We start from the raw sequence: 13,984 nt of genomic DNA on the forward strand, positions 1-13,984 counted from the left end.
TTTTACATAACCAATCTTTACGGGTGTTTTCATTACACTAAAATTTTAGTGTATCGCTATTTCAGGACGGGACATTTTCTTGTAAAAAAAAGCCGATATAAAATATATCGGCTTTTAAAATTTATTTAGAATTTACATTTCTATAGATACTAAAATTATCCACCAAAATCATCAAATCTAATATTCTCATCCGCAAGACCAAAATCTTCGCCCATTTTCTGAACTGCTTTGTTCATTAATGGTGGTCCACAGAAATATAATTCTATATCTTCAGGAGACTCGTGTTTACTTAAATAATTGTCTATAACACAATTATGAATAAAACCAACAAAACCGTCTCCAGGAGCATCAATATCTTCTTTTACCTTCCAATTATCTTCTTCCATTGGTTCAGAAAGAGCTAAATAGAATTTAAAGTTTGGAAATTCTTTTTCTAAGGCATAAAAATGTTCTAAATAAAATAATTCTCTTTTAGAACGCCCACCATACCAATACGTAACTTTTCTATCTGTTTTTAATGTTTTGAATAGATGGTATAAATGTGATCGCATTGGAGCCATACCTGCACCACCACCAACATAAAGCATTTCTGCGTCAGATTCATTTATAAAGAATTCTCCATAAGGGCCAGATATAACAACATCATCTCCTTTTTTCAAATTAAAAATATACGAAGAAGCAACACCAGGATTAACATCCATCCATCCATTTTTAGAACGATCCCATGGCGGCGTAGCAATCCTAACATTAAGCATAATTTCTCTACCTTCCGCTGGGAAAGAAGCCATTGAATAAGCTCTTTCTACAGTCTCTGGGTTCTTCATAACCAAAGGCCAAAGGTTAAATTTATCCCACTCTGCTTTAAATTTATCTGGCGTTTCGTGTTCTTCAGGGTGTGCAGTAATATCTATATCAGCATATTTTACTTCACATTGAGGAATCTCAATTTGAATATACCCACCAGCTTTATAACCCATATCCTCAGGAATTTCTACAACAAATTCCTTTATAAAAGATGCTACATTGTAGTTACGAACTACTTTTGCATTCCACTTTTTAATTCCAAATACCTCTTCAGGAATCGTAATTTCCATGTCTTGCTTAACTTTAACTTGGCAAGCTAAACGAGCACCATGACTTAATTCTTTTCTAGAAAAATGAGGTGTTTCGGTTGGTAAAGCTTCCCCACCACCAGTTAGTACGTGACATTCACATTGAATACATGTTCCACCACCACCACATGCAGATGGTAAAAATACTTTATTACTTCCTAGTGTTGATAGTAAGCTTCCTCCTGAAGCAACTTCAATCTCCTTTTCACCATTGATTGTAATTTTTACTGGACCAGATGGTGATAATTTTTGTTTTACAAATAATAGTAAAGCAACTAACAAAAGCGTAATAATTAAAAAAGCTGTTACTGTTGCTATTATTGTTCCTAATGTACCTGCGGCTAAAATCATTTTACTTATTTGCTTTTATGTTGTTAGCTAACACTTCTTTATTATCTTCCGTAGTATTTTTAATGGTAACTGTTTTTTCTTCCTTAGGAGCTTCTTCATCTCCACCAGTAAGCATACCACCAAAACTCATAAATCCTATTGCCATTAACCCAGTAATTATAAAAGTTATTCCTAACCCTCTTAATGCTGGTGGCACATTAGAATATCTAATTTTTTCACGTATAGCAGCAATTGCTAAAATTGCCAAGAACCATCCAATACCAGAACCAATACCATAAGTGGTAGCTAAACCTAAAGAAGCAATTTCTCTAGATTGCATAAATAACGACCCTCCTAAAATGGCACAGTTTACAGCAATAAGTGGCAAAAATATACCCAATGAATTGTATAAAGAAGGAGAAAATTTCTCTACAACTATTTCTACTAACTGTACCATGGTTGCAATAGTTGCAATAAACATGATAAAGGACAAGAAACTTAAGTCATACTCTGCATACTCAGCACCTAGCCAAGATAGAGCTCCTGGTTGCAAAAGGTATTGATCTAACAACCAGTTTAAAGGTACTGTTATTGCCAATACAAATATTACTGCTGCTCCAAGACCTACAGCTGTTGATACTTTTTTAGATACCGCTAGATAAGAACACATTCCCAAGAAAACCGAGAATACCATATTATCTATGAATATTGATTTAAAAAATAATTCTATATGCTCCATATTTTATTATATTAAATATTGATTTTTAGTGGATAGTTTATAGCCTCTAACGCTTCAATATTTTTAATCTTCTATTAATGCTTTGTTTTTAGTACGTTGTATCCAAATAATTATACCCACAACAATTAAGGCCATTGGTGGCATAATCATAAATCCGTTATTTTCATAACCTATAGCATACAAACCTGTCTTTGCAATTGGATCCCCTAAAACAGGTATTCCAAATAACGTTCCTGAACCAAATAATTCTCTAAAAAAACCAACAATTATTAAAATAACACCATAACCCACAGCATTACCAATACCGTCTAAAAAGGATTTCCATGGCCCATTTCCTAAAGCAAAAGCTTCAAAACGCCCCATAATTATACAGTTAGTAATAATTAATCCCACAAAAACAGAAAGTGTTTTACTTAACTCATAAGCAAAAGCTTTAAGCACTAAATCTACTATAATTACCAGAGCAGCAACTACTATTAATTGTACAATAATTCTAATTTTTGACGGTATTATATTTCGCATTAAAGAAATAACTACGTTACCCAATCCTAATACAAAAAGTACTGAAATTGCCATTACTAGAGATGCTTTTAACTCTGCTGTAATTGCTAATGCAGAACATATACCTAATACTTGTATTGTTATTGGGTTATTATCTGCTAATGGGTCTGTAATTAACTGTGCGTCTTTTTTTGATAAAAGTCCCATAAATTATTAATTTTTTAAAGTTTCAAAATATGGTACATATAATTTCAACTCGCTTTTAAGCATTGCCGAAACACCATTTCCTGTTATAGTAGCACCTGCAATAGCATCTACTTCATTGTCTGATTTATCTTTATTTAATGGATCGGCATTTCCTTTAGCTACATCAATACCTTTAAAAGTTCCATTGTTCTTTAAATCTTCACCAATAAAATCATCCATAAAGAAACGCTTATTAATGTTTGCACCTAAACCAGCAGTTTCTCCTTTGTGGTCAAAGAAAACACCTTGCACTACCATGTTTTTATCCATTGCAACATATGCCCAAATAGCATCCCAAAGACCTTTACCTCTAATTGGTGCTATATAAAATGTTTTATCATCCTTTTTACCAACAAATAAAGGTAGTTTTCTTTCTTTACCTGCTTTAGCATTTGTTTGTTCTTTTTTAACATCTATTAAGTATGCTTCTTTATCTTCAACAACATCTGCTCCTTGAATAACTAATTGTTTTTCTATATACTTCTTAAACAATTCTGGAGCGTCAGCGGTAGAAACAAAATTTGCATTACTCTCATCATTTTCATTAACCCCCATTGCATACAAAATGTTTTGTTGCTTTTCTAGGCGTTTATTCTCATCTATATTTGGTTTTAAAAATGATGCTGCAAATGCTAGTAAAGCACCTACTACAAGCACCATACCTATAGCAAATAGAATTGTATATGAATTTTTATCTGTTCTATTCTCCATCGTTAGGCTGTTTTTGCTTTTAGACGTTTCATTCTTTGTTTTACATTTCCTTGAACCACATAGTGATCAATTGTTGGTGCAAATACATTCATTAATAAAATGGCAAGCATAACACCTTCTGGATAAGCTGGGTTAAATACACGTATTAGTATAGAAATAAACCCTATTAAAAAACCGTATATCCATTTACCCTTATTTGTTTGTGAAGCAGTTACTGGATCCGTTGCCATAAATACAGTACCAAAAGCAAAACCACCAATTAATAAGTGATGCCAAAATTCTGTACTCATAAGTCCATAAAATTTACTGCTTTCAGTAATCCAACCAGAACTTACTACTCCATTAAAAATTAGCCCCATTACCAATGCTCCTATTACAGAGGATAACATAATTCTCCAACTTCCAATTTTAGTGAAAATTAAAAATAAACCTCCTAGTAAAATTAACAAGGTAGATGTTTCGCCTACAGATCCTGGAATAAAACCAAAAAACATATCCATAACATCATAACCAGCTTCTTTATTTTGTGCTAAACTACCTAGTATAGTTTCTCCAGAAATAGCATCTAAATTTTCACCTGCTGCAATAAGCTGATCTTGCTTAACAGCTCCTTCTACCCAAACTTTATCTCCAGACATCCATGTTGGGTATGCAAAGAATAAAAAAGCTCTTATAGTTAAAGCAGGGTTTAGAATATTCATTCCTGTACCTCCAAAAACCTCTTTTCCTATTACAACACCAAATGCTACCGCTACTGCTAACATCCAAAGTGGAATATCTACAGGAACAATAAGCGGTACTAACATACCTGTTACCAAGTACCCTTCTTCTACTTCGTGCTTTTTAATTACCGCGAAAATAAATTCTATTAACAAACCAACCCCATAAGAAACTACTAGTATTGGTAAAATTTTCCAAGCACCAATTAATAAGTTATCCAAAGACCAGAATTCTGCACTAAATAATCCTCCTGAAATAACAGAACCTGTTCCAAAAGCTACATTATGCTGGTAACCTGCATTGAACATACCAAAAATTAAACATGGAACCATTGCCATAATTACGGTATTCATGGTACGCTTTAAATCATCGGCTGCTTTTATATGAGTACCATTATGCGTAGTCTCATTTGGCAAGTATAAAAAAGTATGGATTGCATTAAATGCAGGAGCCATTTTTGTTCCTTTATACTTTTCTTTTAAATTATGTAAATTACTCTTTAAACCCATTATCCTATCTCTTTAAGCATTAAGTCTAAACCTTCTCTTATAATTTTCTGGTGCGGTTGCTTAGACACACAAATAAATTCTGTCAATGCAAAATCTTCTGGTGCAACTTCATACATTCCTAAAGCTTCCATCTCATCTAAATCTTTATACATACAAGCTTTTAGAATTTGCATAGGAAAAATATCTAAAGGAAAAACCTCTTCATAATTTCCTGTTGTTACAAATGCACGATGTTCTCCGTTTGTATTGGTATTTAAATCGAACTTCTTGTTTGGTGTTAACCAAGAAAAAGTCATTGCTCTTGATGTAGAAACCTTATTAAAAACAGGCTTATTCCATCCAAAAAGTTCGTAATCATCTCCTTCAGGAATAACAGAAACTGTATTATTATAATACCCTAAGTTACCGTCTGGGCTACTTTTAACGCCAGTTAAAACATCCCCATTAATAACTCTAAAATTTTCTGAATTTACACCACTAGCATATAAGAAAGTAGAAACCTCTGCCCCTATTGTAGTATTGTAATATTTTGGTGCTTTAACAGAAGAACCTACTAGCGCAACTGTTCTTTCTGGATTAAACTTTCCTGTAAGTAACAAATCTCCTATTACAACTAGATCTTGAGCACTTACTGTCCAAACAACCTCCCCTTTATTAACAGGATCTATTTTATTTATCTGAGTACCTACTAAACCTGCAGGATGAGGGCCCGATACTTTATGCAACTCTATATTATCTAATCCAGATAATGGAGAATTCCCAGAAGCCCCTACAGAAACATGAACTTTTCCTAATGTTAACTTAGATAATGCTGTTAAAGCAGCTTGCAATTGTGCTTCTTTACCTTTTAAAGCATAATCCAAATCTACTGCTAATGGAGCCGTTGCGTATCCCGAAACAAAAATAGCTTTTGGCTTAGTTTCTGGATTTGCAATAACATCATAAGGCCTTTGCTTTACAAATGGCCAACAACCTCCTTTTAACAAATAACCTTTAATTTCTTCTTCGGTAGCAGATGCTAAATTTAAAGAAGAATGTTCAAGTACAGCTTGTTCTTTATCTGCCTGAATCTTTAAAGTTAGAATTCTTCTTCTTGCTCCTCTTACAATTTCCACTAACTCACCACTAACAGGAGACACAAATAACATATCTTCTATACTCTTGTTATAAAACAATGGTTCTCCTGCTTTTACATGAGCCCCTTGCTTTACCAACATTTTAGGTATTATTCCGTGAAAATCATCTAGTTGGATTGCATAAATATTACTTAATACCGCCTTAGAAGTTGTTTCTTCTGCAGCACCTACAAGTTTAATATTTAAGCCTTTTTTAATTCGAATGTCTTTAGACATATTGATGTAGACCTTTGGTTAACAAAATTTGGTGCAAAAGTAATGTTAAATAAAAATAATTCATAATTATTAGACAGAAATTTAAGTCATACATCGATGTTAATTTTTTAGGTATGCTTTTTGCTTACCTTTACCACAAAATAATTTCTTTTTAATGCGATATATAATTACAACAATTACATTATTTTTTTTTAGCACTTTCCTTACTAGTCAAGCCTTAGAAGAAGTAAGCGAACCTTACCATATTAAATCCATTATTTTTAAAGGACCAACGGAAGACCAATTTCCTATAATACAACTAGGAGATCCAATGTATCTTGAGTTTGATGACATTCTAGCAAATGAACAAGATTATTATTACAAAATAATACACTGCAACTATAATTGGGAAAAATCTGATTTATTAAAGTCTCAATATTTAAAAGGTGTAGACAACCAACGTATTACCAATTACGAGAATAGCTACTCTACCCTACAACCTTATTCTAATTATCAATTAACCATTCCTAACGAAAATGTTAAACTAAAAGTAAGCGGAAACTATATTTTAGAAATATACAACAATAGCTATGAACTTCAATTTTCAAGAAGATTTATAGTTTATCAAGATCTTGTTAAGATTGGAGCTACCGTTAAAAGATCTAGAGATTTTAATTTTCTAAATGAGAAACAAGTAGTTCAATTTACTATTAATGCAAGTAACTACCCCTTAGTAAATCCAAAAAAAGAAGTTAAAGTAGCTATACTACAAAATTACCATTGGCCAACAGCCATTAACAACGTCCCTCCTCAATTTACTTTAGGCTCAGAATTAGTATATAAATATGACAAGGAAACTAGTTTTTTTGGCGGCAATGAATTTTTTAATTTTGACACTAAAGACCTAAGAGCTCCTACATCTGCAATAGCCAAAATAGGGCTTACAGACCTATATAATCATTATTTATTTTCTAATATTTATAGGAACGAAAGACCATACACCTATTATCCAGACATTAATGGAGACTTTGTTATTAGAACCCTACAAGGAACAAATTCTTCTAGAGAAGCAGAATACACCAAAGTTCACTTTAGCCTACCTTATAAAGAAGAACTAGCACTTGACGATGTATACATTTATGGAAAACACAATAACTATGCTTTAAATGAAGATAATTTAATGACATATAATGAGGAAAATGGAATGATGGAAGCCACAATCCCACTTAAACAAGGGTTTTACAATTACAAATATGTAATTAAAAGAAAGGATGATACTATTGACCTAAACACTGTATGTGGAAATTTCCATAACACTGAAAACAACTACACAATTATTGTTTATTATCGAGTTTTTGGTGATTTATACGATAGCATCATAGGAATAGGATCCGCTAACTCAAGAAATATTAGTAATTAAAAAAACTTGTAGATCTATAGGTCTTCAAAAATCAAAAAAAACAACTTTCGTTGTTTAAAAACACACTTTAAAAAACCATTCACCGATAATAAAAGAGCTACATCAGAAAAACAAATACTTATAACGATCATACTCTTTTACTTTTTTTTTATACATTAATGTTACTTATCTTGCTCTCCCTTAATCAATTAAAATGATTAATTATTAAAAAAACAACCATAGTATTTTTTTTGTTGAAGTCATAGTATTAACTAAACCTCAACGCTTAAGTACTTAAACAAATATTTATATCTAAATTCTATTTTTTATATTTTAGCATCAAATATGCTTTTTAGACAAATTATAGAAGGTATTTTACACATTGCATGCATATGACAACACAAGTAACTAACGGCATTAAAGTTTCAGTTAACACAAATTTTGAAGGTACTTTTTTTAAAAATTACAAAATGCATTTTGCTTTTGGGTATACCATTACCATTGAAAATCAAAGTAAAGATTCTGTGCAATTAAATTCTAGACATTGGAAAATTTATGATGCATTAAATGACCTTGAATTACTAGATGGCGAAGGTGTAATAGGCAAAAAACCAGTGATTCTTCCAGGAGAATCTCACACCTATAATTCTGGATGCCTATTAGCCTCTCCTATTGGAGCTATGAAAGGACATTACAATATGATTAATTTTGGAACTTCTGAAAAAATAAGAGTATACATTCCCACTTTTAAGTTTAGCGCACCTTTTGCTCTAAACTAACCAAACTAAATATTTTACCAAAAAAAAATCCTAATCTATATAGTTATATAGATTAGGATTTTTTTATTTAATTACACAAAGTATCCTATTAATTACTAGGAATAGTATTATATATTATGTTATTCTGATTAAAATAACATAAAAATTACCATATTCTTAAATCAAATAAATATAGTTTCGAATATCCTAATTAAGTTCTCAATTTAATACCTTTGTTTAATAATTTTTAATTAAAAAAAACGAAAGTATGGGTAAAGGTTTTTTTCAAGTACCTAAAGCTATTAATGAACCTATTAAAAGCTATGCTCCAGGTTCTCCTGAAAGAGCAGAAGTACTGCAACAATATAGTACTTATTTTAACAGTACAGTAGACATTCCAATGTACATTGGTAGCAAAGAAGTAAAAACCAATAATACAAAACCATTATCTCCTCCACACGATCACAAACATATTGTTGGTCAATACCATGTTGCTGAAAAAAAACATATAGATAATGCCATAGCAAATGCTTTGGATTCTAGACAGGAATGGGCTAATTTAAGTTGGGAACAACGTGCAGCCATTTTCCTAAAAGCTGCAGATTTAATTGCTGGGCCATACAGAGCAAAAATAAATGCTGCAACAATGATTGCGCAGTCTAAAACTATACATCAAGCAGAAATTGATGCCGCTTGTGAGTTTATAGATTTTTTACGATTTAACGTAGAGTTTATGTCTCAAATATACACAGAGCAACCAGAATCTGCTGAAGGCATTTGGAATAGAGTAGAATATAGACCATTAGAAGGTTTCATATATGCAGTAACTCCGTTTAATTTTACTGCCATTGCTGGTAATTTACCTGCAAGTGCCGCTATGATGGGTAATGTTGTAGTATGGAAACCAAGTGATAGCCAAATTTTCTCTGCTAAAGTAATTGTAGATATTTTTAAAGAAGCTGGCTTACCAGATGGCGTAATTAATGTAGTATACGGAGACCCCATAATGATCACTAATACCGTATTATCTAGTCCAGACTTTGCTGGACTTCACTTTACAGGTTCTACTTTTATATTTAAGGAATTATGGAAACAAATAGGAAACAACATACACTCCTATAAAACATACCCTAAAATAGTAGGAGAAACTGGCGGTAAAGACTTTATTGTTGCACACCCTTCTGCAAAACCTGCACAAGTAGCAACAGCTATAGTAAGAGGTGCTTTTGAATTTCAAGGGCAAAAATGTAGTGCGGCTTCTAGAGTTTACCTGCCAAAATCTACTTCTAAAGAAATTTTAGATCTAGTAAAAAAGGATGTTGCTTCTTTTAACAAACCTGGTTCTCCTGAAGACATGAGTAATTTTATTACTGCTGTAATCCATGAAGGGTCTTTTGATAAGTTAGCTAAATATATAGATCAAGCTAAAGAAGATAAAGACGCTACTATCTTTACTGGCGGAAACTACGACAAATCTAAAGGATACTTTATAGAACCCACCGTTATTGTTACTACAGACCCAAAATATACCACTATGGAGACCGAATTATTTGGCCCTGTAGTTACTATATACATATACGAAGACAAAGATTGGAGTAAAACTCTAAAATTAGTTGACAATACTTCTGAATATGCACTTACTGGAGCGGTTATTTCTACAGACAGGTACGCTATTGAAGAAGCTACAAAAGCACTAGAAAATTGTGCTGGAAACTTTTATATTAATGATAAACCAACTGGTGCCGTTGTAGGACAACAACCTTTTGGTGGTGCAAGAGCTTCTGGAACTAATGATAAAGCTGGATCTCCACAAAATTTATTACGTTGGGTATCTCCTAGATTAATAAAAGAAACTTTTGTAACTCCAGAGAATTATAGATATCCCTTTTTAGGATAAAATAATTTTAATTTAAAATTTAAAACTCCCATTTTTCTATTACTGAAAAATGGGAGTTTTTATTTAATTACCAACATAGCAAATAACAATCTATCCAGTTAATCTATGTTAGTAAATAACCTCGGAGCATTTAAACGTCAATTATCGAGCAAAATTTGAAACTAACAAACTAAATACCAATGTATCTACCAAAAATGAAAACTATATGTAAAATACTTATAGCACCATTTATATGGCTACTAAATTCATGCAGTCCACTTGGAGAACCTGTAGATGCAAAAAAATCTGACAACCATTATTATAACAAATCTAAATCGGACATTCAATACAGCCCAATGGGAAATTGGTTCGAAATACAGAATACAGCTATGAATGCCGATGTTGAAAGTTTTGAAGTGCTAAGTCGCCATTTAAGCAGAGATAAAAATCATTTTTATTTTGAAGCATACCCTATTACCAACCCTAGTTTTGATATTGGTTCTGTTTACCTAAAAGAAGGGGATTATATGTCCAATACAGCATTCGATAAAAACAATGTCTACACCTTTAATAAAGACTATATTAATAATGACACTATTGGATATATTGGCATAGTTACAATAATTGAAAAAGCAAATCCTTTAAAATTTGAAAGAATAGACTCGGAATGGGCAAAAGACGGTACTTATCATTTTTATTATGACAATTACATAGAAGCAGAATATTCTAGTTTTGAAAAATTAAACTGGAATTTTGCAAAAGATAGCTCTCAAACTTTTGTTAGAATAAACGACAAATTCATTTCTTTCAAAGGGGATTCTAAAACTCTTAAAACTATAGAAGACAGCCACTACACAATAGACCAAGAAAATGTTTATTGGATATCCTATGATGACAATAATAAATCAAAACTCCACACAATTCCATTCACAGAAAAAAACAAAATACTTTACCTAAATAATTTAATGGTGATAGTTGAAAATACTGTTTATTACAATGGAACTATAATAGCAGATGCTGATGCAAAATCTTTTGAAGCTATAGGGCTACATTATAGCAAAGACGCTAAAAATGTATACTATAAAAACAACATTATAAAGAATGCCGACACTAACTCTTTTAAAAAGATAAAAGGGAGCTATGAAGACAAAAACGGAAAATATAAAAACGGAAAATTAGCAAACTAATAGCTCTTTAAATAGATAATAACATTTATAATAAATAAGCACCGTGTTTAATCAGGTGCTTATTTTATTTTACTATTTTTGATAAATACTATTAACGCATTTTTCTAACTTAAATATAACGCAAAATGAAAACATTATTTTTACTAGTGTCTATTTTTACACTAACATTTTTTAGCGCAAATGCGCAAGACAATCTAACACAAACTACCATTCAGGCAGTATTAACAGGTAACCAAGGGCAAGTTATTCAATTAGCAAATGCTTTTTCTGAAGAACAATATGATTGGAGACCTACTGAAGGTGTAGTTTCTGTAGGTGAAGCACTATTACATGTTGCAGGAGGAAACTACTACCTAGCCTCTAAAATGGGATTTGCTCCACCAGAAGATGTAGATATAATGAAGTTAAACAAAATTACTGGTAAAGAAAATATTATAGCTGCTCTAGAAAAATCTAATGCATTTGTTCTTGAAAAAATAACCATGGTTACAACAGCTTCTCTTAATGAAGAAGTTGATTTTGGATTTACAAAAATGAATAAACTTGGAGGGCTTTTAGCTATCATGGAACATAACGGAGAACACAAAGGGCAATTAATTGCCTATGCTCGTTCTAACGGTGTTGTTCCGCCTTGGAGTAAATAATATTATGTTATATAAATAAAAAAATGCACCTAATTAAGGTGCATTTTTTTATGAAACTAGCCCTTATATTTCTGAGGCAAATACACCACTTTTTTTGTTTCAAAAAAGTCTTCCTTAAACAAGGGTTCTAAATCAAAAATCTCTGTATTTCTATAGTCCTTCAACTCTTCAGACAAATCTCCTCCTTTTAGATACAGAATTCCATTCTTCCTTTCATGTAAAGATTCTTTTTTAATTTTACCTTTAACCCAATGCACAAAAGTTGGCATAGCTGCAACTGCCCTACTAACAATAAAATCAAATTTTACATCTAAATCTTCAACTCTAGTATGTATTGCTTTTACATTAGTTATACCTAAACCATCTACAACTTCCTGAACAACTTTAATTTTTTTACCTATTGCATCCACCAAAGTAAATTGCGTTTCAGGAAATAAAATTGCTAAAGGAACCCCAGGAAAACCACCCCCAGTACCAACATCCAAAACAGAACTATTGGGAAGAAATTCTTGTATTTTAGCAATCCCTAAAGAATGTAACACATGCCTAATATATAGCTCATCTATATCTTTTCTTGAAACTACATTAATTTTTTGATTCCAATCTTTGTACAAAAATTCTAGCTCAGAAAATTGTTTTTTTTGTTCTTCCGTTAAATTTGGAAAATAACTATATATTACATTTACATCCATTTATATGGCTTTTTCTGCAAAAATAAGGATTTTAACACCAATTAATTTTCTGATTTAGCAAAGTATTATAACTTCCCAACTCATAATTAAGTTACCTTTGTAAAAAAAATATATTATGGAAAAAACAACAATACGGTTTTCCAGAAAAGATTCTACTGATTTTTTTAAAACTCTTAACAAAAGAGTAAATACATACTTTAAAGAAAATAAAATAAAGAAAACAGGAAACTGGAAATTGCATTTAAAAACTGCAATTATGTTTGCTATTTTCTTAGCTCCATATTTTGCAATTTTAACCTTAGGATTACCCAATTGGGCAAATCTAATTTTAGCAGCTATAATGGGAGTTGGTATGGCTGGTGTTGGCATGAATGTTATGCATGATGGTAACCATGGTTCTTATTCTAACAAAAAATGGGTAAACAAACTTATGGGAGGAAGCATTTATATACTTGCCGGAAATGTTTATAATTGGCAAGTACAACACAATGTATTACACCACACTTATACGAATATCCAAGGCCATGATGAAGATTTAGACGCTGGAAGAATTTTACGTTTCTCTAAGCATGCAGAATGGAGAAAGTACCATAAATTTCAACACTATTATTCTATTTTCCTTTATGGTTTATTAACTTTTAACTGGGCTATTACAACAGATTTTCAGCAAATGTATAGGTATACAAAAAGAAAATTGTCTTACGGAGAATTCCCAAATCCTGTGGCAAATTGGAGCAAGCTAGTTATTTTTAAATTAATATACTTAACACTTTGGATTGTTATTCCTTTTATAATCCTAGATATTTCTTGGTGGAAATTATTACTTGGTTTCTTTGTAATGCATTATGTAGCAGGAGTAATTTTAAGTGTTGTTTTTCAATTAGCACATGTTATAGACGATGCAGAAACTCCTTTACCAGACGACAAAGGAAACATAAAAAATACTTGGGCAATACACCAGTTACTTACAACAGTTAATTTTGGTAATAAAAGTAAAATTATAAATTGGTTTACAGGCGGACTAAACCACCAAGTAGAACACCATATTTTCCCAAATATTAGTCACATACATTACACAAAAATTGGAGAAATTGTTAAACAAACCGCAAAGGAATTTAATTTACCTTATAACGAATATAAAACAACAAGAAAAGCTATAATTTCGCATTTTAAACATTTAAAAGAGTTAGGAAAAAAACCTGCTCTACAGTACTAGAAAATTTTTTATT

At 31.6% G+C, this 13,984-nt stretch carries 13 protein-coding genes; 6 read left to right on the forward strand and 7 right to left on the reverse strand.

What is annotated here, in order from left to right; all coding sequences use genetic code 11:
- Positions 1-155: 155 nt before the first annotated feature.
- The 6 genes from nqrF to Q0820_RS14625 form a co-directional block, all read right to left on the reverse strand.
- The gene (gene nqrF, locus Q0820_RS14600; RefSeq protein ID WP_298488646.1) at positions 156-1,463 is read right to left on the reverse strand and encodes an NADH:ubiquinone reductase (Na(+)-transporting) subunit F; all 1,308 of its coding nucleotides are present in this window, start codon (positions 1,461-1,463) and stop codon (positions 156-158) included.
- 1 nt (position 1,464) lies between these two features.
- On the reverse strand, positions 1,465-2,181 hold the full coding sequence (gene nqrE / locus Q0820_RS14605; RefSeq protein WP_298488648.1) for an NADH:ubiquinone reductase (Na(+)-transporting) subunit E: 717 nt from the start codon (positions 2,179-2,181) through the stop codon (positions 1,465-1,467).
- Between the two features lie 63 nt (positions 2,182-2,244).
- The gene (locus Q0820_RS14610; protein ID WP_121069025.1) at positions 2,245-2,889 is read right to left on the reverse strand and encodes an NADH:ubiquinone reductase (Na(+)-transporting) subunit D; all 645 of its coding nucleotides are present in this window, start codon (positions 2,887-2,889) and stop codon (positions 2,245-2,247) included.
- 6 nt (positions 2,890-2,895) lie between these two features.
- Positions 2,896-3,639: a Na(+)-translocating NADH-quinone reductase subunit C gene (locus tag Q0820_RS14615; protein WP_298488650.1), complete on the reverse strand. Its 744-nt coding sequence runs from the start codon at positions 3,637-3,639 to the stop codon at positions 2,896-2,898.
- 2 nt (positions 3,640-3,641) lie between these two features.
- Entirely contained in the window at positions 3,642-4,868 is a 1,227-nt protein-coding gene (locus Q0820_RS14620; protein ID WP_298488652.1) for an NADH:ubiquinone reductase (Na(+)-transporting) subunit B, read from the reverse strand.
- On the reverse strand, positions 4,868-6,220 hold the full coding sequence (locus Q0820_RS14625; protein WP_298488654.1) for a Na(+)-translocating NADH-quinone reductase subunit A: 1,353 nt from the start codon (positions 6,218-6,220) through the stop codon (positions 4,868-4,870). Before Q0820_RS14625 ends, Q0820_RS14620 begins: the two co-directional genes overlap by 1 nt.
- A 154-nt stretch (positions 6,221-6,374) precedes the next feature.
- Here Q0820_RS14625 and Q0820_RS14630 point away from each other — a divergent pair, with 154 nt between their 5' ends.
- The 5 genes from Q0820_RS14630 to Q0820_RS14650 all read left to right on the forward strand — a co-directional run bounded on the left by Q0820_RS14630 (position 6,375) and on the right by Q0820_RS14650 (position 12,063).
- Positions 6,375-7,619 (forward strand): DUF5103 domain-containing protein, encoded by a 1,245-nt coding sequence (locus Q0820_RS14630; protein WP_298488656.1) that lies wholly within the window; start codon positions 6,375-6,377, stop codon positions 7,617-7,619.
- Positions 7,620-7,990: 371 nt separating this feature from the next.
- Entirely contained in the window at positions 7,991-8,377 is a 387-nt protein-coding gene (apaG, locus tag Q0820_RS14635; RefSeq protein ID WP_121069020.1) for a Co2+/Mg2+ efflux protein ApaG, read from the forward strand.
- A gap of 247 nt (positions 8,378-8,624) precedes the next feature.
- Entirely contained in the window at positions 8,625-10,253 is a 1,629-nt protein-coding gene (gene pruA, locus Q0820_RS14640) for an L-glutamate gamma-semialdehyde dehydrogenase (protein ID WP_298488659.1), read from the forward strand.
- Between the two features lie 194 nt (positions 10,254-10,447).
- Complete coding sequence (locus Q0820_RS14645) at positions 10,448-11,419, forward strand: DKNYY domain-containing protein (RefSeq protein WP_298488661.1); 972 nt, start codon at positions 10,448-10,450, stop codon at positions 11,417-11,419.
- Between the two features lie 125 nt (positions 11,420-11,544).
- Positions 11,545-12,063, forward strand: coding sequence for a DinB family protein (locus Q0820_RS14650; protein ID WP_298488662.1), 519 nt, complete (start codon positions 11,545-11,547; stop codon positions 12,061-12,063).
- A gap of 56 nt (positions 12,064-12,119) precedes the next feature.
- Here Q0820_RS14650 and rsmG read toward each other — a convergent pair whose 3' ends face one another.
- A complete protein-coding gene (rsmG, locus tag Q0820_RS14655; protein WP_298488664.1) occupies positions 12,120-12,755 on the reverse strand; it encodes a 16S rRNA (guanine(527)-N(7))-methyltransferase RsmG in 636 nt (211 codons plus the stop codon).
- A 115-nt stretch (positions 12,756-12,870) separates the two neighbouring features.
- On the opposite strand from rsmG, the gene Q0820_RS14660 reads away from it, so the two are divergent.
- Positions 12,871-13,971: an acyl-CoA desaturase gene (locus Q0820_RS14660; RefSeq protein ID WP_298488666.1), complete on the forward strand. Its 1,101-nt coding sequence runs from the start codon at positions 12,871-12,873 to the stop codon at positions 13,969-13,971.
- Positions 13,972-13,984 lie beyond the last annotated feature (13 nt).

The sequence above is a fragment of the uncultured Maribacter sp. genome, from assembly GCF_947495965.1.
Taxonomy (GTDB): Bacteria; Bacteroidota; Bacteroidia; order Flavobacteriales; family Flavobacteriaceae; genus Maribacter_B.

What these genes read in the sequence shown, in the direction of transcription:
- nqrF (WP_298488646.1), bottom strand. Translation starts at nt 1,463, where the DNA reads ATGATTTTAGCCGCAGGTACATTAGGAACAATAATAGCAACAGTAACA.
- nqrE (WP_298488648.1), bottom strand. Translation starts at nt 2,181, where the DNA reads ATGGAGCATATAGAATTATTTTTTAAATCAATATTCATAGATAATATG.
- Q0820_RS14610 (WP_121069025.1), bottom strand. Translation starts at nt 2,889, where the DNA reads ATGGGACTTTTATCAAAAAAAGACGCACAGTTAATTACAGACCCATTA.
- Q0820_RS14615 (WP_298488650.1), bottom strand. Translation starts at nt 3,639, where the DNA reads ATGGAGAATAGAACAGATAAAAATTCATATACAATTCTATTTGCTATA.
- Q0820_RS14620 (WP_298488652.1), bottom strand. Translation starts at nt 4,868, where the DNA reads ATGGGTTTAAAGAGTAATTTACATAATTTAAAAGAAAAGTATAAAGGA.
- Q0820_RS14625 (WP_298488654.1), bottom strand. Translation starts at nt 6,220, where the DNA reads ATGTCTAAAGACATTCGAATTAAAAAAGGCTTAAATATTAAACTTGTA.
- Q0820_RS14630 (WP_298488656.1), top strand. Translation starts at nt 6,375, where the DNA reads ATGCGATATATAATTACAACAATTACATTATTTTTTTTTAGCACTTTC.
- apaG (WP_121069020.1), top strand. Translation starts at nt 7,991, where the DNA reads ATGACAACACAAGTAACTAACGGCATTAAAGTTTCAGTTAACACAAAT.
- pruA (WP_298488659.1), top strand. Translation starts at nt 8,625, where the DNA reads ATGGGTAAAGGTTTTTTTCAAGTACCTAAAGCTATTAATGAACCTATT.
- Q0820_RS14645 (WP_298488661.1), top strand. Translation starts at nt 10,448, where the DNA reads ATGAAAACTATATGTAAAATACTTATAGCACCATTTATATGGCTACTA.
- Q0820_RS14650 (WP_298488662.1), top strand. Translation starts at nt 11,545, where the DNA reads ATGAAAACATTATTTTTACTAGTGTCTATTTTTACACTAACATTTTTT.
- rsmG (WP_298488664.1), bottom strand. Translation starts at nt 12,755, where the DNA reads ATGGATGTAAATGTAATATATAGTTATTTTCCAAATTTAACGGAAGAA.
- Q0820_RS14660 (WP_298488666.1), top strand. Translation starts at nt 12,871, where the DNA reads ATGGAAAAAACAACAATACGGTTTTCCAGAAAAGATTCTACTGATTTT.